Here is a 21,058-nt window from a genome sequence, read left to right as displayed (position 1 = left end):
CGACGGATCCGTCTACGGCGTACACGCACTCCCGGTCACCTCGTGACCGCAGCGCACCGACCAGCACAAGCCGTGATCCGACACCCGTTCGGATGCTCGTGTGGTTGGGTCTCGCCCGGGCTGGGCATGCTCCGGTTGACCACAGGCGACCTGGAGGGGAGATCAATGTCCACCGACGCGATCGTGCTGCTCAAGGATGATCACAAGCAGATCCGCAAGCTCTTCCGCGACTTCGAGAATGCCGGCGAGAACGCACTGAAGACGAAGGGCCGGATCGTCGAGGCGATCATCGAAACCCTCACGGTGCACACCTACCTCGAGAACGAGTGCATGTACCCGGAGGTCAGGAAGCGGGTCCCGGAGTTGGAGGACGACGTGCTCGAGTCCTACGAGGAGCACCACGTCGCCGACGTCCTGTGTGTCGAGCTCGCCGCGATGAAGCCCGATGACGAGCGCTTCGACGCCAAGACCACGGTGTTGATCGAGAACGTCAGCCACCACATCGAGGAAGAGGAGGACGAGTGGTTCCCGCAGGTACGGGAAGCCCTCGGACGCAAGGAGCTTCCAGGAAATCGGCGCCCGGATGCTGGAGATGCGCAAGGACGCGCCGCGCCGGCCCTCGCAGCCGAGCGCCCTCAAGAAGACGATCGACGCCGTCCTCGCCTGATCACACCTGCGGACGACGCGAGCTGAGGACCTGGCGGACCTGGTGGTCCGCTGAGCCGGACGTTTCGGGCTGCCCGCGACGAACGTGCCGTCGGGGTTGCGCAGAGCTTGATCGTGTCCTTCATGGACGCGGCCGGCAACGCCGGGACCGGGACGTCCGCCCCACCACTCGGGGTCCTGCGCCCGCCTCCCCCACGCCCGGGCGCAGGGTGGCGCCACTGCGCCCGGCCCCGGAGGAACCGGCTTCGTGGCGCCCCCGATCACGGCGCCACGAAGCGGTGGCGCATCTCGCCGATCCCGGTGCACCAGGTGACGAGCTCGTCGCCGGCCTGCAGGAACCGGGGAGGTGTCCTGCCCATCCCGACCCCGGCCGGGGTGCCGGTGAAGATGGCATCGCCGGGCAGGAGGGTGACGATCGCCGAGAGCTTCGCGATGATCGTCGGGACCGGGAAGATCATGTCCCGGGTCCGGCCCTCCTGCACGCTCTCCCCGTTGACCAGGCAGCCGAGCTCCAGGTCGGTCGGGTCGAGCCCGGCGGCGAGCAGCTCGTCGAGCGTCACCAGGCTCGGCCCGACCGGGGAGAACCCGGGGTGGGACTTGCCCAGCCCGAACTGCGCGGGCGGGGCGGCGAACTGGGTGACGCGGTCGGAGATGTCCTGACCCAGGCTGAACCCCGCCACGTGGTCCCACGCGTCGGCCTCGGCGATGTCGCGGCCGCCGACGCCGACGACGGCGACCAGCTCGACCTCCCAGTCCACATTGCCCGGCGAGAGCGTGATGTCCCCGCGAGGGCCGGTGAAACTGGACACGTACTTCGTGAAGACGACCGGCTCGGTGGGCTGGTCGAAGCCCGACTCGTCGGCGTGGTCGCGGTAGTTCAGGCCGATCGCGAACACCTGCGGCGGCCGCGGCACCACCGCGTCGAACTCGTCGTCGGCGACCGGGACGGCACCGTCGAGCGGCGCCGTCGCGGCCCACTCGCCGAACTCCGCCCAGCGGGCGTAGACCGCCTGCGGGTCGGGACCGAACCGGCCGCCGCTGGCGGCCTCCACGTCGACGGCCTTCCCGTCGGGGTCGAGCAGGACGAGCCGGCCGGCGACATTGGCGAGACGCAAGGGATCTCCTCGAGGACGAGATGGGATGCTCGGGCGAGTGCGGTGACGCCGTCGGCGATGCGTGCGACGGTTCGCCGGCCGGCACCGGGCACTATCCGAGATCGTGACGCCCTTCGCCTGCCGGGATCCCGACCACCGCTTCGATCTCCACCAGGAGTCCGGGCACGACGAGCGCCCCCACCTGGATCAGCGTGCTCGCCGGGCGCGCGGGACCGAAGAACTCCTTGCGGACCTCGTTCACGGCGTGCCGATCCCCCGCGTCGAGCAGGAAGACGGTCACCTTCAGCACGTCGGCGAACGACGCCCCGACCTGCGCGAAGACTGCGCCCAGGAGCTCGTGGACCCGGCGGGCCTGGGCCGCGACGTCACCGGGGCCGACGATCTCGCCGTTCTCGTCCAGGGCGACCATCCCGGAGACGAAGAGCAGGTCCCCGAAGCGGACGGCGTCGGTGTAGTGGGACAGCGGGGGCGGCATCCCGGGGAGGCCGAGCTCCTCGCGGACAGGTCGGGCGGAGCTGGTCATGCGGGGATCCTCCGAGGGGTCGGGGTGCGTTCGAGATGGTCGATCAGTGCCCGCAGCGCGGGCGGTCCGGAGAGGTCGAGGTGGTCGTCGACCAGGGGCAGCGCTGCGCGCAGCCCGCGGACCTCGGGCGCGTACCCGGTCGCCGCGGCGTGCGGGTCGCACCAGATGACGCGGGAAACCCCGCGCCGGAGCCTGCGCATCTGGGCGGCGAGGAGCTCGGGCTCGTCGACGTCCCACCCGTCGCTGAGCACGAGGGCGACGGTGTCCCGGGTCAGCTGCGGCTCCACCGCGTCGAGGAACCGGCGCAGGCAGTGGCCGATCCGGGTGCCGCCGGCCAGCGCGCTGTCCTGGGCCCGCAGCCAGCGCAACGCGACGCCTCGGGGCCGGCCGCGGAACACCTCGCCCACGAGTGTCAGCTCGACGTTGAACACTCCGATCTCCACGACCTTCGCGGGCCGGGCCAGGGCGTGGACGAAGGTCAGGAACAGCGGCGTCACGTGCGCCATCGACGAGCTGACGTCGCACAGCACGACCAGCCGGGCCCGTCGCGGCCTCGGCGCCGACCGCAGCAGGACGAGCAGCTCGGCGCCCGTCCGGAGGTTGTGCCGCAGGCTCGACCGCAGGTCGACGAGGTCGCCGGCGGTCGCGGTGCGGCGGCGCCGGCCGGGCGCGCGGGCCAGGGCCGCCGCGAACCGCCGGGCGAGGGCGTCGATCTGCCGGCCGTCGATCTCGTCGACCGACACCGGGCTGCCGTGGTGCCGTCCGTACGACGCGCGCGGGGTGCGGCGGTCCCGGGCGCGCGGCGCTGCCTCGTCTAGGCCGGATCCGTCCCGGCCCGCGTCCGCGGTGGTGCCGCCGGCGGCGGGGGCCGGTGACGCGTCGGCGGCGGTGCCCGGCGGCTGGATCTCGGCCGAGCTCCAGAACACCGGGAAGACCAGGTCGAACAGGCGGCGGCCGGGCCGGTCCGAGGCGAGGGTGCAGCCCAGGGCGTCCCGGACGTCCGCGGCCCGGTCGAGCGGCACGACGCCGAGGGCCCGCACGGCGCGGGCGACCGCACCGCCGGGGACGGTCGCCCCGCAGCCGCGGAGCAGGTCGGCGAAGACCGCGACGTCGTGGGCGGGACGACCGGTGCGCCGGGCCCGGGCCTCCCGGGCCCGTGCGAGATGCGCGGTGCGGACGCCGCCGCGGTCGACGGGGCGCCGGAGATCACCGGCGCTCATGCGACGCCCGCCTCGCGGAGCACCCGCCGTCCGTCGGCCCCCCGGAAGCGTTCGAGGTCGTCGCCGTCCTTGAGCAGGCAACCCAGCGTCTCGTCGACCAGCCCGTCGTCCAGCTCGCCGCCGACGAGGGTCAGCGCGCGGATCCAGTCGACGGTCTCGGAGATGCCCGGCGCCTTGCGGTACTCCCCCGCCCGCAGCCGCCCGACCAGTTCGCACGCCCGGCGGACGAGGCCCTCCGCCGAGCCGGGCAGCCGCGCCTCGACGATCTCGATCTCCCGCTGCAGGTCGGGATAGGGCAGCCAGTGGTAGAGGCATCGACGGCGGAGCGCGTCGGACAGCGGGCGGGTGCGGTTCGCGGTCAGGACGATCCGCGGCCTGCGCGTCGCGGTGATCGTCCCCAGCTCGGGCACGGTGACCTGGAACTGGGCCAGCAGCTCGAGCAGCAGGGCCTCGAACTCCTCGTCGGCGCGGTCGAGCTCGTCGACGAGGAGCACGACCGGCCGGGCGTCGTCGGTGGGACTTATCGCCTCCAGCAGCGGCCGGCGCAGCAGGAACTCCTCGGAGAAGATCGTCCGCTGCAGCTCCTCCCCCACCGTGCCACGCGCCTCGGCCACGCGGATCGCGAGCAGCTGGCGGGCGTAGTCCCACTCGTAGAGGGCGTGGTGCGCCGCCAGGCCCTCGTAGCACTGGAGCCGGACGAGCCGGGCGCCCGTGGCCTCGGCGAGGGCTTCGGCCACGGACGTCTTGCCGACCCCCGGCTCGCCCTCCAGCAGCACCGGGAGTTCCAGGGCGCCCGCCAGGTGGAGCACCATCCCGAGCGGCCGGTCGGCGACATACCCGGTCGCCGCCAGCGCCGACACGAGATCCGCGACCGGGTCGGCCCCGGAATCGACCTCGCCCGGCCCCGGGTCAGTCATCGGTCGTGGTCGCCCCGGAGCCCCGCATCACCTCGGCGGCCTCCATCGCGGCGTCGACGATGTGCTGGTATCCGGTGCAGCGGCAGAGGTTCCCCGCGATCGCCTTCCGGACGTCGTCCCGGCAGGGCGACGGGTTCTCCTCCAGGAAGTCCTTGAGCACCATGACCATGCCGGGTGTGCAGAAGCCGCACTGCAGCGCGTGGCACCGGTGGAAGGCCGCCTGCAACGGGTGCAGGTCCTCGACGCTGCTGCGGATCGCGTCGACCGGTTCGTACACGCCGGCGAGGGTCTGGGTCGTCACCTGCTGGACCGGCCCCAGCTTCTGCGGCGCCAGCCCCTCGATCGTCGTGACCTCGGCGCCGTCCACCTGCACCGCGAGGACGTTGCAGGACTTGACGATGTCGCCGTCGACCTCGACCGCACAGCACCCGCAACGGGCCTCCATGCAGCCGTTGTGGGTACCGGTGAGGCCGGCGGTGTCGCGCACGAACTCCAGCAACAGGGTTCGCTCGTCGATCTCGGCGGTGACCTCGCGGCCGTTGACGGTCAGCGTGACCTTCTGCATCAGACAGTCCTCACGTCGGACAGGGCCCGGTCGACCGCGCGGCGGACGAGCGAGCGGATCAGCTCATGCCGGTACCGGACCGCTTCGCCGCCGGCGGTGCCGCCCGGCAGCACCTCGTCGGCGGCCCGCGTCCCGACCTCGGCGGCGGACGCGCCCCCGGCCAGCAGGGCGGCCGCGCCCGCAACGGTGACGGGGACGGGCGTCGCGCCACCGACCGTCAGCCGCGCCTCGGCCGCGGTCCCGTCCCGCCCACCGCGCAGGGCGCAGGTGACCGAGACGATCGCGGCGTCGAACACGCGGTGGCGGAACTTCTCGAACGCCACCGCGTCCCAGGTGCCGAGCGGGGGCAGGACGACGGCGGTGAGGATCTCGTCGGGGCCGAGCGTGGTCACGCCCGCGTCCGCGGCGAAGCCCTCGGCGGCCACGACCCGGTCCCCGGACGCGCCGCGGACCTGCAGCCGCGCGCCCACCCCGATCGCGAACGCCGGCATGTCGTACCGGGGGTCGGCGGTGCAGAGGGCGCCGCCGATCGTGCCCCGGTTCCGCACGGGGCGGTCCGCGAGATCGCCCGCGACCTCGGCCAGGACCCCGTGCCAGCCCGGCAACGACGCCCGGGCCAGCATCGCGTACGTGGTCGCCGCACCGACGACCAGGGAGCCGTCGTCGGCGGTCCGGAGGCCGGCGAGCTCGTCGATCCCGGACAGCGACACCAGGTGGGTCGGCCGAGCGCTGCGGTCCTTGAGCGCCAGCAGCAGGCTCTGCCCGCCGGCGATCGCCCGCGCGTCCGGCGCGTACTCGCGGAGCATCGCGACGGCGCCCGCCGTGGTGTCCGGTGCGAGCCAGGTGAAGGGCTTCATCTAGTCCGTGTCCTCTTCTGCGTCCCAGTCGAAGTCGAAGTCGAAGTCCCCGCCGTCGGCGGCGGTGGGCCTCGGCCACTCCTCGGGCGTGCGGGGCCCGGCGAAGTCCGGCATGTCGTCCGGGTAGCGGATCGTGTCGACACCTCGCCGCTCCTTCTCGCGCAGGGCGACCAACATGCGCTGCGGCGTGATCGGCAGGATGGTGAACCGGACGCCGGTCGCGTCGAACACGGCGTTGCCGATCGCGGCCGGAACCGGTCCGGTCCCGGACTCCCCGGCGCCCTTCTGCCCGCCCGGGATGGTCGTCGACGGTGCGGGGATCTCGTAGGTCTTCGTCAGCTCCGGGACGTCCGGTGCCGTCACCGCGAGGTAGTCCTTGAACGAGGCGTTGAGCTGGTGGCCGTCCTCGTCGTAGACGTAGTCCTCGCTCAGGGCCATCCCGAGCCCCATCAGGAACCCGCCCTGGTGCTGTCCCTCGACGACCAGCGGGTTGATCACGGTGCCCGTGTCGTGGACCATCGCGTAGTCCACGACGGTGATCTGCCCGGTGTCCGGGTCGACCCGGACGTGCGCGGCGTGCGCTGCTCCGGAGTAGGTCACGCTGAGGTTGCCCGAGCCGTTCGACGCCTCCCGCTCGGTCGGCGTGTCGTACGTCGCGACCGTCTCGAGGGTCGGCTCGAAGCCCGGCGGGAGCTGGTGGGTGCGATAGGCGGCGGTCGCCGCGATGATCTCGAGGTGGATGCCGCTGTCCGGTAGCCCCTTGACGTACACGCGGTCGTTCCCCGCGTCGAGGTCCTCGGGGCCGACCTCAAGTATGTGCGCGGCGATCGCAAGGACCTTGTCCCGCAGGCGTTCTGTCGCGAGCCGGCAGGCGGTGCCGAGCACCGCGGCGCCGCGGCTGGCGTACGTGCCGAGCCCGAACGGGGCGGTCATGCTGTCCGGCGGGGCCAGGCTGATCTTCTCGATGCCGACGCCGAGCCCGTCGGCGACGATCTGGGACAGCATCGTGGCGTGGCTCTGCCCGTGCGAGACGTCGCTGGAGTAGATCGTGACCGTGCCGTCGGTCTCCAGCCGCAGCCGCACGGCGGAGAGGTCCGTGTCCAGCGAGGGGTGTCGGCAGCTCGTGTACTTCATGGACACGGCCAGCCCCAGACCCTCGTACGGCACCGGCGCGGCCCGCTTGGCGGACCAGCCGATCGCGTCCGCACTGGCCAGCAGGCACTGCTTGATCGACGTCGAATCGATGATGTGCCCCATCGGGGTCCGGAACGGGAACTCCTCCGGGTCGACGACGTTGCGGGCCCGGACCGCGAGCGGGTCGAGCCCGAGCTCGCGCGCCGCCATGTCGACGAGCTGCTCCTTGGCCCAGATGACCTGCGGGATCCCGAAGCCGCGCAACGGACCGCCGGGCGCGGTGGTCGTGTGCACGATGTCGGAGTCGACGTGGATGTTCGGGATCGGGTACGGCAACATGCCGACGTTGGTGCCGATGTGCACGACCTGGTTGCCCCACACCGACATCGCGCCGGTGTTGTGGACGACGTAGTCCCGGTACCCGGTGATGTCGCCGTCGGCCGTCATCGCGAGCTCGGCGTAGCGGACCTGGGCGTTGCGCGTCGTGCCCGCCCGGAAGATCTCCCCGCGGCCGAGCACCAGCTTCACCGGCCGGCCGAGACGCATCGAGAACAGCGAGGCGATGACCTCGTGCCCGAAGATCTGCGCCTTCGAGCCGAAGCCCGCGCCGACCTCGGGCACGATCACCCGGACCTTGGTGCGCGGGATCTGCAGCACGTCCGCGAGCACGTCCCGCACCATGTAGATCGACTGAGTGGACGAGTACAGCGTCAGGACGCCGGTGAAGGAGTCGTAGCTGGCCACACAGCCGTGCGGGTCGAGCGCGGCGCCGGCCTGCTTGTTCGTGGCGAAACGCTGCCGGACGACGACGGCCGCCTCGCGCTCGGCGGCCTCGAAGTCGCCGATGCGGACCTTGTAGCGGTCGAAGATGTTGCCGTCCCCGAACTCGTAGACGATCCCCTCCTGGACGAGCGGGGAGTCCGGGCGCAGCGCGGCCTCCGGGTCGACCACGGCGGGGAGCCGCTCCAGGTCGACGACCACGGACTCGCACCCGTCGAGCGCCTGGTACGCGGTCTCGGCGACGACCGCCGCGAGCTCCTGGCCCTCGTAGAGCACCTTGTCCGTGGCGAACGGGAAGTGGTCGCCGACCAGGAGGTCCTGCATGAGGTCGCCCCACGGCTTGACCTTGCCGACGAGCTCCGCGCCCGCCAGCGCGTCGAGCACGCCGGGCAGCGCGCGCGCCGGCCCGGTGTCCACGGAGCGGACCCGGGCGTGCGCGACGGTGCTGCGCAGGACCTTCGCGTGGACCATCCCGGGGAGGGTGATGTCGTCGATGAACCGCGCGGTGCCGGTGAGCAGCGCGAGGTCCTCCTTGCGCGGCACCGAGGTACCGACGAGGCGGTGCGGCGCGGTGCCGGTCGTGGAACGAGGTGGTGCTTCGGTCACTGTCGTGCCTCCTGGACGGGCGAGGACATGATCACCAGGTGAGGAACGAGATCGCGGCGAGGAGCCTGCGCCGTTCCACCTCGTTGCCGCGGATCTTGATCCGGCCGGAGATGGACTCGATGGCCGAGGTGGTCTCGTCGTAGTAGATGCGCTGCATCGTGTCCGCGAGCATCACCGTGAGGATCCGCGGCCGCTCGGGCAGGCCGATGGAGACCTTCTGCACCACCCCGTCGTCGATCAGGACGGTGAAGTCCTGCTTGAGGTCGGGCATCCGCACGACGAGGGGCCAGTTCCGCCACTGCGCGACGGCGGCGACGGTGTCCTTGTTCCCGTTCCACTTCTTCGCGTAGTACTCGTCGAGCACGTCGCGCATGTAGTCCGGGGTGATCGTCTCGGGGCGCGGGAGGTACTGCGTACCTGCGGGCTCACTCATGAAAACCTCCTGCTCAGCGGGCGCCGACGGGCCGGTGCCGCGCCGCTCTGTTCAGCTGCCGGTCCACCCACGGGATCCGGGTGACCGCCTCCAGGACCTGGCTGCGCCGGTGGGCGAAACGGTCGGGCCAGGCGCTGGCGGCCCGGCCGTAGAGGTCGGTCCAGCGCTGGATGTGGTCGGTGAGCGGCCGCTCCTTGCGCTCCCATCTGGTCAGGGCGGCGGCCACGTCGGACTCGCGCTCCAGGTACTCCGCGAGCGCGAGGGTGTTCTGGAACGTCAGGTTGGCACCCTGCCCGAGGTTCGGCGGCTGCCCGTGCGCGGCGTCGCCGACGACCGCGGCCACGCCGCTCGACCACGCCCGGGTGGTGACCCGCATGGCGCGGTCCCAGCGCCCGGTGTCCTCGATCCGCTCGATGATGCCGCCGAGGGTCGGGAACGACTCGAGCCACGTCCCCTTGTCGACCGGCACCCGGCGGCCCGCCTCGTCGTCGACCGGGCAGCACAGGCAGACGTAGTTGACGTCGTCGGTGCAGGGGTCGTAGAGCAGCCGCCGGGACCCGCTCCAGTACTCCGTGATCTCGGTGGCCGGGTCGCCGTCGCGCCGCGGGATCAGCAGCCGGGTGTATCCCTCGTCGAGGTAGTCGACCCGGCGGGTCAGCAGGAGGGTCTCCCGCAACCGGGAGAAGACGCCGTCGGCCGCGACGACCAGGTCGGCCTTCCGGACGGTGCCGTCCTCGAGCTCGAGCTCGCCGTGCTTGGTCGCCCCGACGGCGGTGGAGCTCAGCTCGATGTCGACCTCGAGCTCCTCCACGCGGGCGATGAGCGCGTCGTAGAGGTCCGCCCGCGGCGGGAGCATCAGCCGGTCCCCGGATCCGAAGGAGCGGTGCATCAGCGGCCGCCCCTCCGGATCCCGCGCGACCAGGGTCTCGATCCGCTTGGCCCGCTTGGTCGCCGCCTGCTCGACACCCAGCGCGTCGAGCGAGCGGAGGCCGTTCTCCCACAACCAGATGCCGGCGCCGAACATGCGCAGGCTGTCCGAACGCTCGTGGACGCGAACGCTCCATCCGTGCTGTGCGAGCGCGATCGCCGCCGCCAACCCGCCGAGTCCGGCGCCGGCGATCTCCGCGTGCCTGGGCTTGCCCATGGGCGGTCCTTTCGAGGTCGTACGGAGGAAGGTGTCCGGTTCTAGAGACGAGCCGCCGAGGTGCGCCGGCGAAGGATCTGCTCGCGGTAGAAGGCGCCCCGCTTGGTCCGCGGGACGACGAACATGTCGTAGAGCACGACGATCACGACGAGGGCGACCCAGGTGAGCGCGGCCGTCCAGTCCGTCATCGCGATCGCGACGCCGATGATCGCGGTGAAGACCAGCAGGAACACCGCCAGCGGGGTGCCGAACCTCGACACGATCGGCCGGTCGAGGTCCTTGCGCCGCTTCATCAGCAAATAGAGGAGCGCGACGACGAAGTAGAGGGTGGTCGACCAGGTCGACAGGACGTGCGAGACGAAGGCGAAGTCCGACCAGTACGCGCCGATCAGGGCGAACAGGCCCAGGATGACGATCGCGACCCACGGCACGGAGCGGCGCGAGTAGCGGCCGACGGCGCGGGGCAGCGCACCCTGCTGGCTGTACAGGGCGAGGATCTTGCCCATGCCCATGAAGTAGACGGACAGCGTGGTGTAGGTGGCGATCAGCATCGCGAACAACGCGAGGTAGAAGAGCGGGTTCTGACCGAACTTCGCCTCGACGACGCCGATGGTGGGCACCGGCATCACGAGCAGCGCGGCGACCGGCAGGCTGCCCAGCACGCCGAGGGCCAGCGGGATCTGCCGGATCCACAGCTGCCATGCCGCCGACATCAGGCCGACGTCGCGGGAGCGCCGGAAGTCCTTCCACTCGTCCACGAGGACCTGCTGGACCTCCATGATCCCGGCCATGATCCCCAGCCAGAGGCCGGCCACGGTGAAGAACGTCATGAAGGTGACCGGCGTGGGCGACGGCCAGTTCATGTCCCACGCCTCGGTGTTCGCGATGAGCGCGATGACGGCGACGGCCAGCACGAGGTCCGCGGCGAGGGTGATCACGACCAGGATCGACTGCACCTTGCCGGTGATCTGGTGGCCGAGCAGGTTCAGCGCGATGACCGGCACGAGCACGACGTAGGGCCAGACCGCGGCCGGCACGCCCGGGAACAGCAGCGCCAGCAGCTCGTCGGCGATGAGCAGCTCTAGCCACATGAACGCGCCGTACACCGGTGCGTAGAGGATCAGGTAGCTGGTGCCGAGCGGGAACACCCCGGCTTCGCGGGCGTAGGACTGCAGCGAGCCGGGTTCGGGCACCGCCGTGATCATCTCGCGGTAGAGCCACCATGCGGTGTGGATGACGATGGCCCCGCCGACGAACCCGAGGATCGACCACAGGATCCCGTAGGACGCCGCGATGAAGACGATCCAGGCCCAGCCGGCCGTGAAGAGCATCTCGCCGGTGCCGATGGCCGAGACGTCGAACCAGGACAGGGGCTTCTCGTCGACGAGCTCGATGTCGTCGAGGCCGTCCTCGGACAGGTCGTCACTGGTGGACATTGGGCGTGCCTCTCTCGTGCGTCTTACGACAGGGGGACGAGCGGGGTACGGCGCGCTCCGGGGGAACGCGGCGATCAGAAGCTGCCGGCGGACCGTTCCCGCCGGCGGAGGTCGGAGACGAGGTCGTGGGCCTGCTCCGGGGAGACGGTGAACGGGTCGACCGGCGGCAGGTCCCGCGGGTCGGCGCCGTGTACGACGTCGTAGGTGAGGTCGGTGACCGAGTAGCCGATGCCCCGCTCGTGCGGCCACGAGCGGGCGATCGCCTCCTCGTCGAACTCGACGACCGCGCCGCCGGAGATGACCGTCTCGATGGCGTCGCGGCGCTGCAGGACGGTGATGTCCGCGACGGGGTCGCCGTTCACGACGATCAGGTCGGCGATCATCCCGGGCGCGACGGTTCCGATCTTCCCGTCGAGCCCGAGCATGCGGGCGCCGTTGGCGGTTCCGGCCCGGATCGCCTCCAGCGAGGTGAGCCCGGCGTAGGTCATGAGCAGGTCGAGCTCGCGGGCGTGCCACACGCCGTAGGGGGTGAGCGAGAACCCGCTGTCGGTACCGAGCACCATCGGCACACCGGCGGCGTGCGCGCGGTGCAGCGTGTCCGCGGACCTCTCCAGCATCCGTTTCATCCCGTCCCGGAGCGGGACGGGCGCGCCGACGAGGTGCCCCCAGTCGCCGGCGTTGGCGAGCAGCAGCAGGGTGGGGACCAGCGGGATCCCCGACTCCGCGAGGTGGGCGATCGTCTCGTCGCTCATGATGTTGCCGTGCATGATCCAGTCCACCCCGGCCGTGACCGCGGCGTCGACCTCCGCGGAGCCGCGGGCGTGGATGGTGATCTTCTTGCCGAGCTGGTGCACGAGGTCGGCGAGCACGGTCATCTCGTGGGTGGTGAACGCCTGGAAATCGCCGTAGGGGCTGTCCGCCAGCTTGATCAGGTCCACCCCGTTCTTCACCTGGTGGCGGACCTCGTCGATCATGTCGTCGAGCCGGTTGTGGACGATGCCGATGGAGCCCTCGGGAACTCCGACGGAGTCGGGGTACCAGTCGGTGAGCCCGTTGCTCGTGGAGAGGTAGCGCCCCGCGGAGGTCATCCGGGGGCCCTGCACGATGCCGTCGGCGATCGCGTCGCGCAGGGCGACACCGATGTAGTAGCTGCCGCCCGGCTGGGAGATTCCGGTGACGCCGGAGCGCAGCACCTTCTGCGCGTGGAAGGCCGCCTTGAGGGTGCGGGCCTCGGGGCTCGTGTAGAGGTCGATCTCCTCCTCGGAGCGCGACTCCCCGTAGGTCATGTGGCAGTGGGCGTCGATCAGTCCGGGCATCACGGTGCGCCCGGTCGCGTCGAGCTCGCGCAGCGTCTCCCCCGCGGCACCAGATCACGGGTGACGTGGCTGCCGACGTCGTGGATCAGCCCGTCGCGGACCAGCACCGACGCGCCCACCAGGGGCGGGTTGCCCGCGCCGTCGACGACGGTGCCGCCTTCGATCAGCAACCAGGTGGACGGCATACGCGGCGCTCCTCGGTGCGGGGCCCGTGGCCCGGATGGCCGCAGGTGGTGCCGAGAACCGTGGCCTGCGCGGCCGAATCGCGGAAGGGAGGGCGTGAACGCTCCCGAAACGGGAGGCGAAATCCGCGCCGGCTCGGGTGGGGAAAAGCTGTTTCGAGCCGGTTGCGGAAGCGTTTCCGCGCTTGCCGAAACGCGGCTGTGTCACCGTCGCAGGTCTTTGAGCAGCGCACACGTCGTGGCCGACGGCTCGGCGCCGAGCTCGCGCAACGCCCGTTCACAGGACCGGTAGGCGGCGAGCACCCGATCGGAGTCGCCCCGGGCGTGAGCGAGGCGCATCTGCAGCCGCCAGGCCGCCTCCCGGGCGGGATCGGCGCGCAGCACAGCGGACAGGAGCTCGTCGGAGCGCCTCAGCGCCCCGGTTGCGAACGCGGCCTCCGCCGCCTCGTACCGGACGTCCTTCAGGATCTCCACGAGCTGCAGGCGACGCTCGTCGGCCCAGGCCGAGCGGATCCCGGGCAGGTACTCGCCGCGGTCGGCGATCTCCAGCGCGTCGAGGAGCAGGCGGAGCCGGTCCTCGCCCCGCAGCGACGTCGCCTGCCCGAGCAGCGCGACCACCCTCTTCGAATCGCTGGTGACGCGCACCTTCGGCGCGAGCCGCACCAGCCCGGGCCCGGCCTCGGTCTCGAGCACGTCCGGCACCGCCTTGCGCAGGTGCAGGATCGCCTGCCGCAGGTACGACGACGCGGAGTCGTCCCGGCGGCCATCGAAAAGGGCGTCGAGCAGCTGGGGCCGCGTGACGTGGTCCCGCTCGGGACGGTTGGCGAGGAACGCCAGCAGCTCGACGCTCTTGGCCAGCCGCGGCTTCGCCTCCTGACCGTTGAGGGTGACGGCGGTCCGACCGAACTCGGTGACGTGCACCGCGGCACCGATCACGTCGCCCAGCCCCCCGACCCTGCTGATCAGCGAGCGACCGAGCTCGTGCCAGGGTGAGTCGGCGGTGACCTCCAGGTCGAGGCGCCGCGCCAGCACGTCGGGGAACTCGCCGAGCGCCTGGAGCAGGAAGTGGGGCGAGCCCTGGCCCCGCGCCGCCTCCAGCGCGAGATCGGCGGCGGCGTCGGCGGCGTCCTCGTCGCCGTTGCGCCACTCGGCTTCCGACAGGTAGACCGCGGCGGACGGCAAGTGGAGCAGCCGACCTCCTTGGCGCATCCCGGTCACCGCACGCCGGAGTCGTGCGACCGCGCCGGCGGAGTCTCCCTCGGTCAGGTGGACCAGGCCGTCGAGCATCGCGAGGTTCTCCGCCACCAGCGCGTAGGCCCGGGCCAGTGGATGCGCGGCGACGGAGCGGAGCGCGCGGCGTGCGGCCGTCGTGTCCTTGCGGAGGCGCACCTCGAACTCCGCCTCGATGAGCCTGCTGTAGACGTCGAACAGCGCGGAGCCCGTGGCGGCGATCTGCACCCGCCCCTCGCGCAGCAACCGCCATGCCGCGTCGGGCTCGCCGATCTCGCTCATCAGCCGCGGCCCGACCAGCGCCTGCAGCCAGACGCTGTGCTCGGCCCCGTCGCCGTCGACCAGCCGGTGGTACAGCTCGAACGCCTCGGCGGTGCGCCCGGTCGCGAGCAGCCCGCTGACCATCCAGGATTCGGCGGCCCGCACAGCCCAGGGCGAGGACGGCCGCGTGGTCATCTCGCCGAGCCGGCCGAGATCGAAGTGCGCGCGCATGACGAGGGCGTCCATCGGTCCCCCGGTGAGGGCGCCGAGCGCGGGGTCCACGTCGTCGGCGGCGCTCCGTCCGGTGTCCACCAGCAGCATCGCGTAGCGAGCGGCGTCGAGGTCCGGTCCCGGGAGGCCGGAGTCCACCACGGCCTGCATGTCCGCCGGGCGGCCGGCGTGCAGGTAGCACCAGGCCATCAGGCCTGCGGCGCGTCCCGAGGTCTTGGCCAGCTCGTCGCGGTGGCCCGCGTCGTGCAGCCGGTCCGCGAGCCGCACGCCGGCGGCGAAGTCCTCACGGACCACCGCCAGCATCAGCTCCGCCCCCGCCAGCTCCACGTGGTGTTCGCGGCGGACCGGCGCCAGGCGGGCCAACCAGCGCTCGGCCATCGCGAAGTCCGTCCGCTCGATGACGCGCTCGAGCACGGGCTGCACGACGCTCATCGCCTCGTCGAGGCACTCGGCGGCGAGGAACTCCTCGACGGCCTCCTCGTCGTGCCCGGCGGCGAGCTGCAGCCTCGCGTGCACCTGCCGGAGCCGGCGTACCTCCGCGTCCCCCCGCCGGGAGAGCCTGCGCAGCAGGAACTCCCGGAACCGGGGATGGCAGCGCATCCGGATACCGCCGCCGTCCCAGCTCACCGGCAACCGCATTCCCCGCAACGAGTGCATGCGTGAAGACGCCGCGGACAGTCCCAGCGCTTCGGCCGCTGGCGCGGTCACCTCCTGCAGCACGGCGGTCGTGACGAGGAAGTCCCGGTCCGCCTCGCCGAGCTGGTCGAGGATCTGGGTCGCGAGGTAGCCGTGCAGCGGATCGGCCTCGCCGCCGAGCCCGATCACGTGGTCCGTCGAGCGCCAGGCCTCGAAGAGGACACCCGTGAGCCACCCACCGGTCTCGATCAGCGCCTCGACCGGATCGACGTCCGGACGCCCGGTGCGGGCGAGCGCGTCGGTGGCCTCCTGCACGGTGAGCGCCAGATCCTCCTCCCCGACCGCGGCCGCCCACGGGCCGAACCCGAAACCGGTGCCGAACGACAGCTCGACCCTGCTGAGCAGCACCAGCCGGGCGGATGCGGGCAGGTACCGAGCGAAGGAACCCACCACGCCCAGCGCCGCCGGGGACTCCGCGAGCCGCTCGGCGTCGTCGAGGACCACGAGGACGTCGCTGCCCTCCACCGCCTCGGCGAGCAGCCCCGCCACCTCCGGATGCGCGAGGTTCGCGGCCAGCGCGCCACCGGCCACGCCGCGCACCCCGGGGACCTGCCGGGCGAGCGCGGCTTCCAGGTAGACGAGGAGCCGACCGGTCGCGACGTCCGTGGTGTCGAGGTCCAGCCACACCAGCGGGCGGTCCAGACGCTCGGCGGTCTGCAGCACGGCGGTGGTCTTCCCGGCCCCGGCCGAGGCGTACACGAAGACGGTGCGGTGCTGCTCGACGAGCCGGGCGAGCAACGCCTCGACGCGCGGCCTGCGCGTCACCGTGCCGTCGAGAGGGGGTGGGGTGATCTTGCGCTGAATGATCCAGTCAGGGTTCGCCGCCCTCTCGGTCACCCGCCGCTCCCCTCGTTTCGCCACCGTTCACGCAGTCTGCCGTCGGCGTGCGTCGACCGGGTTACGTTTCACCTCCCCGAGACGACGGAGGCGCACGTGCCCAGCACGACGGTTGGCGCAGTATCTGTTCACCACGAGGAAAGCGGAAGTGGCCCCGCCGTCGTGTGGATCCCCGGGACCGGCCTGCACGGGACCAGCTGGGCGCCGCAGACCGCGCATTTCGCCGACCGCCACCGCTGTCTGACCGTCGACCTCCGTGGCGCGGGCAGCACCGGCCCGCTCGACGGGCTGACCGTGGCCGACCTCGCCGCGGACGTCGCAGGGTGGATGGACGCCGCGGACGTCGGTCCGGCTGTGGTCGTGGGGCTCAGCCTCGGATCCGCGGTGGCGCAGGAACTCGCGCTCGCCCGACCTGACCTGGTCCGCGCCCTCGGCCTCGTCGCCACCTGGTCCTCGACGGCCCGGGAGCACCACATCCGGCGGCACTTCGAGTCCCGTCTCTACGCGCTGGAGAAGGGACCTCTGGACGTCTTCGCCCAGTTCGCGTTCTGGATGTCGGCCCCGGCCGTCGTCGACCGGGAACCCGACCTGCAGGCACGGGTGGAGGCGCTGCTCGCCGAGCACACCTCGCGGAACCCCGAGGGGACCGCCGCGCACTTCCGGGCCGACCTCGCCCACGAGACCCGCGACCGGCTCGGCACCCTGACCTGCCCGACCCTGGTCGTGCACGGGGACCAGGACCTCATCACGCTGCCCTGGTACAACCGGGACGTGGCCGCGGCGATCCCCGGCGCCCGGCTGGAGACGATCGTCGACGCCGGGCACCTCTCGTGGTTGGAACGGCCCGCAGAGCTGAACGCGCTGTTGGAGCCGTTCATCATCGAACACTCGCCCATGCCGACGCGTCCCTGACGATCACGTCGAGCACGTACGCGGCGATCTCGGCCCAGGCCGTCATCCGGCTCCGCGGCCAGGCGCTGCGCCGCGCCGGGCGTGACGCGGACCGCCGTATCGGATAGTGTTCGCACATCCATTATCCGAAACATCGGAGGTCGACGGAATGCCCGGACTGGTCCTGCCGGAGACGGTGGAGGTCGTCAACGTCGGCCTCCCCATGTTCGCCGACGCCGTGCGAACGCAGGGCCGCCCCGTGCAGCAGGTCGACTGGCGGATCCCCGCGAACGGCGACCCGGCCGCGATCCGGGCCCTGACGATCCTCCACGCCGACGCCGCCGCCGGGATCGACGAGGCCAATGCGGAGGTGGTGCGGCGGCTCGACGAGGGGGTGCCCCGGCTCGTCGGGGTGTCGACCGTCGGCGAGGCGGTCCCCGGGTACGAGGGCCGCACGATCCTGCACTGCGGGCCGCCGCTGCCCTACCCCGAGGTGTGCGACCCGCTGCAGCGCTCGATGCGCGCAGCGGTCGTCGCCGAAGGATGGGCCGCGGACGTCGCGGCCGCCGAGCGGCTCCTACGCTCCGGTGAGGTTCGGCTGGATGCGGCCAACCACCATGACACCGTGGTACCGATGGCCAGCGCGGTGGGGCCCTCCCAGCCCGTGATCGTCGTGGAGAACGCCGAGGGCGGCACCCGCGCCTACTCCTCGCTCAACCAGGGGCCCGGCGAGGTGGCCTGGTTCGGCCGGGACACCGACGCCGCGATCGCCCGGCTCCGCTTCCTCGCGGACACCGCGGGCCCGGCCGTCGCGTCGATCCTGGACGCCACCGGCCCGCTCGACCTCCTGGCGATCGCCGCGCAGGGCATCACCATGGGCGACGACCTGCACATGCGCACGCAGGCCGCCACGAACCTGCTGGCCCGCACCTGGCTGCCGCACATCGCCGCCCTGCCCGACGCCGCCCGGGTCCCGTTCGCGCAGTACCTCGCGGGCAACCACCTCTTCTTCCTCAACCTGGCGATGGCGGCGGCGAAGTCCCTGCAGCTGCACGCCGAGCAGGTCGAGGGCTCGAGCATCGTCACCACGATGTCCCGCAACGGCACCACGTTCGGGATCAAGCTGGCCGGCGCGCCGGACTGGCATCTCACCGAGGCGCCGCCGATCGGCGAGGCGCTCTACTACTCCGGCTTCGGACCGGAGACCAGTGCGCGCGACATCGGCGACAGCGCGGTGCTGGAGCTGACCGGGATGGGCGGACCGGCCGCGGGCGGCTCCGCGGCCGTCGCCGCATTCCTCGGCGGGACGATGGCCGACGCCGCCGCCGCGACCGAGGGTTTCCGCGCGATCTGCGCCGGGACGAGCAGCCGGTTCACGCTGCCGCCCATGGGGTTCGCGGGCACGCCGTTGGGAGTCGACGTCCGGAAGGTCGTGGAGCTCGGCATCACCCCGAAGGTGACGACCGGGATCCTGCACGTCGACGCGGGCACCGGGCAGGTGGGCGCCGGCGTGGCGACCGCGCCCCTGGAGTGCTTCACCGACGCCCTCGTGGCCCTCGCCGGGCGGATCGGCCCGTCGGCCCGCTGAGCCGCCGGGATCCAGGGAGCCGGGCCGGTGCGCACAGTGGACGTCGGCCTCGGCGCCCGGCAGGTGTTGGCCGCCCCGGGCGTCGGGCGGGTCGTGGGTGTGCACCGGAAGGCGCTCTACCTGGAGTTCCCGGCCGGTCTGTGCGCCGTGACGTCGTGTGCGGCCCCGCCCGGGCCGCTCCACCTCCGTTGCACCGTCCTTCCACCGGCCCGGTGCGGTCACCCCGTCCGTGCCGACGGCCGGGTACTCCGGGGCGAGACCTGGGCGCTGGGCCTGACGGCACCCGGCTGGACCGGGCGGCTTCCACCGCCCGCCGCGCTGGGCGAGGTCTCCACGCCGCGTGAGATCGCCGCGGTCGTGCCCGTGCTCGGGGGCCGGGGCCCCGGCCTGACCCCGGAGGGCGACGACCTCCTGGCGGGCCTGATCCTCGTCGCGCGAGCGGGCGGCGGTCCCGCCGTCGAGGCGGAGCTCGTCGCGCTCGCGCACTCGGTGCCCACCAACTCGATCGCCTCGGCCTTCCTGCTCTGGGCCGCACGGGGGCAGTGCATCGGGCCGGCGCACGATGTTCTCGGCGACCTCGCCGGAACCCGACGGGACCCCGGTGCGGCATCCCGGCTGACCGCCGTCGGCAGCAGCTCGGGCGCCGCGCTGCTCGCCGGCCTGCGCCTCGCGGCGTCTGCGGGAGCGGACGGCCTCTCGCGCGCTCTTAGTACTATCGGATACGATCGTCTCCTATCATAAACGGAGGTGGTGGGCGTGGACGGGATCGCCGATCTGGGCGGCGAGGACGGCTGGGGGCCGGTGAGTCGACCGACGCCGGACGAGCCCGTGTTCGCCGAGTCGTGGGAGGGGCGCGCGTTCGCCCTGACCCTGCTCACCATGGGGCGGGTGTCCGGCCGGAACCTCGACGCGTTCCGGCACGCGCTCGAACGACTCGACCGGCCCGCCTACTTTGACGACGGCTACTACGGCCGCTGGCTCAACGCCGCCGAACTGATGCTGACCGACAGCGCGATCCTGGCCCCGGGCGCCGTGGACGCCCGCGCGCGACGCCTGCGGGGCGACGACGTGACCGAGCCCGAGATCCCCGAGGCGGCGAAGCCGGACTACGCCCCCACCGCGGCGGGCTCGCTGCGCACCGTCGAGGAGGCGCCCGCGTTCGCCGTCGGGGACGTCGTCCGCGCCAAGGACATCTCGCCCGCCGGGCACACCAAGCTGCCCCGTTACGTGCGGGGCCACACCGGGATCGTCGAGATCATCCAGCCGGCACACCTGCTGCCGGACACCCATGCCCACTTCCTGGGTGAGAACCCTCAGCACGTCTACTCGGTGCGCTTCGACTCCCATGAGCTGTGGGGCGCGGACGCCGAGACCTTCGGCCTGACCATCGAACTGTTCGAGAGCTACCTGGAGCCCGCCCCGTGACCACCTCCGGATCTGAAGCCGAGTCCGCCCCGCGCCCGTCGCCCTCGCTGCGCACCGAGGCACTCGAGCAGCTGCTCACCGAGCGGGGACTGGTGGACCCGTCCGTCATGGACAAGTTCATCGCCAACTACGAGACGAACGTGGGCCCGCTCAACGGCGCGAAGGTCGTCGCCAAGGCGTGGACCGATCCCGAGTACCGGCAGCGCCTGCTCAAGGAGGGCACGAGCGCCATCGAGGAGCTCGGGTTCGCCGGCCCGCAGGGCGAGCACATCGTGGTCGTCGAGAACACGCCCACCGTCCACAACGTCACGGTCTGCACCCTGTGCTCGTGCTACCCGTGGCCGGTCCTGGGGCTGCCGCCGTCCTGGTACAAGGACCCGGCCTACCGGGCCAGGGTCGTGCGCGAGCCGCGCACCGTCCTCTCCGAGATGGGTCTCGACCTGGCGGACGACGTCGAGATCATCGTCCGGGACTCCAGCAGCGAGGTCCGCTGGCTGGTCCTCCCGGAGCGTCCGGCGGGCACCGAGGACCTGACCGAGGAGGAGCTGATCCCGCTGATCACCCGGGATGCGCTGGTGGGGGTGGCGAAGGTGCAGGGTCCGGCATGACGGACACGCCGGCCCCACTGGCGGTCGACGGCCCTGCCGCCCCGCCCCGGTCCAACGGCGAGCTCGTCTTCGCGGAGCCGTGGGAGGGCCGCGCCTTCGGCATGGCCGTCACCCTGCACGCCGCGGGCGCGTTCGCCTGGGAGAAGTTCCAGGCAGCACTGATCCGGCGCATCGCAGCCTGGGAGCAGGGCCATCCGGAGGGCGAGTGCTGGAGCTACTACACGCAGTGGCTCGCCGCCCTGGAGGACGTCCTGACCGCGGACGGCACCGTGGCGGAGGGTGAGGTCGCCGCCCGCGCCGGCGCGCTGGCCGAGCGGCCCGCGGGGTACGACCACGCGGACCACGACGACCGGACGGGGCACGGGCACGGCCACGGCCACTGATCCGCCTCGACGAG

The 21,058-nt window shown here is 72.3% G+C and carries 20 protein-coding genes; 7 read left to right on the top strand and 13 right to left on the bottom strand.

Going from position 1 to position 21,058, the window contains the following annotated elements:
- Nucleotides 1-165 precede the first annotated feature (165 nt).
- Nucleotides 166-693: a hemerythrin domain-containing protein gene (locus tag WBK50_RS10230; protein ID WP_341335364.1), complete on the top strand. Its 528-nt coding sequence runs from the start codon at nt 166-168 to the stop codon at nt 691-693.
- Nucleotides 694-926: 233 nt separating this feature from the next.
- On the opposite strand, the gene WBK50_RS10225 is transcribed toward WBK50_RS10230, so the two are convergent.
- From WBK50_RS10225 to WBK50_RS10165, 13 genes are all read right to left on the bottom strand, one after another.
- Nucleotides 927-1,781, bottom strand: a complete 855-nt coding sequence (locus WBK50_RS10225; protein WP_341335363.1) for a fumarylacetoacetate hydrolase family protein — start codon at nt 1,779-1,781, stop codon at nt 927-929.
- 91 nt (nt 1,782-1,872) lie between these two features.
- Complete coding sequence (locus tag WBK50_RS10220) at nt 1,873-2,304, bottom strand: RidA family protein (RefSeq protein ID WP_341335362.1); 432 nt, start codon at nt 2,302-2,304, stop codon at nt 1,873-1,875.
- Nucleotides 2,301-3,524, bottom strand: a complete 1,224-nt coding sequence (locus tag WBK50_RS10215; protein ID WP_341335361.1) for a VWA domain-containing protein — start codon at nt 3,522-3,524, stop codon at nt 2,301-2,303. Before WBK50_RS10215 ends, WBK50_RS10220 begins: the two co-directional genes overlap by 4 nt.
- Nucleotides 3,521-4,441, bottom strand: a complete 921-nt coding sequence (locus WBK50_RS10210) for an AAA family ATPase (protein WP_341335360.1) — start codon at nt 4,439-4,441, stop codon at nt 3,521-3,523. The genes WBK50_RS10215 and WBK50_RS10210 overlap by 4 nt, the downstream gene beginning before the upstream one ends.
- Complete coding sequence (locus WBK50_RS10205) at nt 4,434-5,006, bottom strand: (2Fe-2S)-binding protein (RefSeq protein ID WP_341335359.1); 573 nt, start codon at nt 5,004-5,006, stop codon at nt 4,434-4,436. The genes WBK50_RS10210 and WBK50_RS10205 overlap by 8 nt, the downstream gene beginning before the upstream one ends.
- Nucleotides 5,006-5,863, bottom strand: a complete 858-nt coding sequence (locus WBK50_RS10200) for an FAD binding domain-containing protein (RefSeq protein WP_341335358.1) — start codon at nt 5,861-5,863, stop codon at nt 5,006-5,008. Before WBK50_RS10200 ends, WBK50_RS10205 begins: the two co-directional genes overlap by 1 nt.
- On the bottom strand, nt 5,864-8,383 hold the full coding sequence (locus tag WBK50_RS10195) for a xanthine dehydrogenase family protein molybdopterin-binding subunit (RefSeq protein WP_341335357.1): 2,520 nt from the start codon (nt 8,381-8,383) through the stop codon (nt 5,864-5,866).
- Between the two features lie 31 nt (nt 8,384-8,414).
- Nucleotides 8,415-8,816 (bottom strand): hypothetical protein, encoded by a 402-nt coding sequence (locus WBK50_RS10190; RefSeq protein ID WP_341335356.1) that lies wholly within the window; start codon nt 8,814-8,816, stop codon nt 8,415-8,417.
- A 13-nt stretch (nt 8,817-8,829) separates the two neighbouring features.
- A complete protein-coding gene (locus WBK50_RS10185; RefSeq protein ID WP_341335355.1) occupies nt 8,830-9,960 on the bottom strand; it encodes an FAD-dependent oxidoreductase in 1,131 nt (376 codons plus the stop codon).
- Between the two features lie 41 nt (nt 9,961-10,001).
- On the bottom strand, nt 10,002-11,396 hold the full coding sequence (locus WBK50_RS10180; RefSeq protein ID WP_341335354.1) for an APC family permease: 1,395 nt from the start codon (nt 11,394-11,396) through the stop codon (nt 10,002-10,004).
- Nucleotides 11,397-11,470: 74 nt separating this feature from the next.
- Complete coding sequence (locus WBK50_RS10175) at nt 11,471-12,712, bottom strand: metal-dependent hydrolase family protein (protein WP_341339352.1); 1,242 nt, start codon at nt 12,710-12,712, stop codon at nt 11,471-11,473.
- A complete protein-coding gene (locus WBK50_RS10170; RefSeq protein WP_341335353.1) occupies nt 12,712-12,897 on the bottom strand; it encodes a hypothetical protein in 186 nt (61 codons plus the stop codon). The genes WBK50_RS10175 and WBK50_RS10170 overlap by 1 nt, the downstream gene beginning before the upstream one ends.
- Nucleotides 12,898-13,098: 201 nt before the next feature.
- Complete coding sequence (locus WBK50_RS10165) at nt 13,099-16,149, bottom strand: BTAD domain-containing putative transcriptional regulator (protein ID WP_341335352.1); 3,051 nt, start codon at nt 16,147-16,149, stop codon at nt 13,099-13,101.
- 162 nt (nt 16,150-16,311) lie between these two features.
- Between WBK50_RS10165 and WBK50_RS10160 the strand changes: the two genes are divergently transcribed.
- The 6 genes from WBK50_RS10160 (at nt 16,312) to WBK50_RS10135 (ending at nt 21,044) form a co-directional block, all read left to right on the top strand.
- Nucleotides 16,312-17,061 (top strand): alpha/beta fold hydrolase, encoded by a 750-nt coding sequence (locus WBK50_RS10160; protein WP_341335351.1) that lies wholly within the window; start codon nt 16,312-16,314, stop codon nt 17,059-17,061.
- Nucleotides 17,062-17,209: 148 nt separating this feature from the next.
- A complete protein-coding gene (locus WBK50_RS10155) occupies nt 17,210-18,628 on the top strand; it encodes a DUF1116 domain-containing protein (RefSeq protein WP_341335350.1) in 1,419 nt (472 codons plus the stop codon).
- A 27-nt stretch (nt 18,629-18,655) separates the two neighbouring features.
- Nucleotides 18,656-19,369 (top strand): oxamate carbamoyltransferase subunit AllH family protein, encoded by a 714-nt coding sequence (locus tag WBK50_RS10150; RefSeq protein WP_341335349.1) that lies wholly within the window; start codon nt 18,656-18,658, stop codon nt 19,367-19,369.
- Between the two features lie 6 nt (nt 19,370-19,375).
- Nucleotides 19,376-20,053, top strand: coding sequence for a nitrile hydratase subunit beta (gene nthB, locus WBK50_RS10145; RefSeq protein WP_341335348.1), 678 nt, complete (start codon nt 19,376-19,378; stop codon nt 20,051-20,053).
- Nucleotides 20,050-20,661 (top strand): nitrile hydratase subunit alpha, encoded by a 612-nt coding sequence (nthA, locus tag WBK50_RS10140; protein WP_341335347.1) that lies wholly within the window; start codon nt 20,050-20,052, stop codon nt 20,659-20,661. Before nthB ends, nthA begins: the two co-directional genes overlap by 4 nt.
- Nucleotides 20,658-21,044, top strand: coding sequence for a nitrile hydratase accessory protein (locus tag WBK50_RS10135; protein WP_341335346.1), 387 nt, complete (start codon nt 20,658-20,660; stop codon nt 21,042-21,044). Before nthA ends, WBK50_RS10135 begins: the two co-directional genes overlap by 4 nt.
- Nucleotides 21,045-21,058 lie beyond the last annotated feature (14 nt).

The sequence above is a fragment of the Pseudonocardia sp. T1-2H genome (assembly GCF_038039215.1).
Classification (GTDB): domain Bacteria; phylum Actinomycetota; class Actinomycetes; order Mycobacteriales; family Pseudonocardiaceae; genus Pseudonocardia.
Note: the sequence above shows the minus strand (reverse complement) of the source record. Positions and strands in the feature narration are given on the sequence as shown.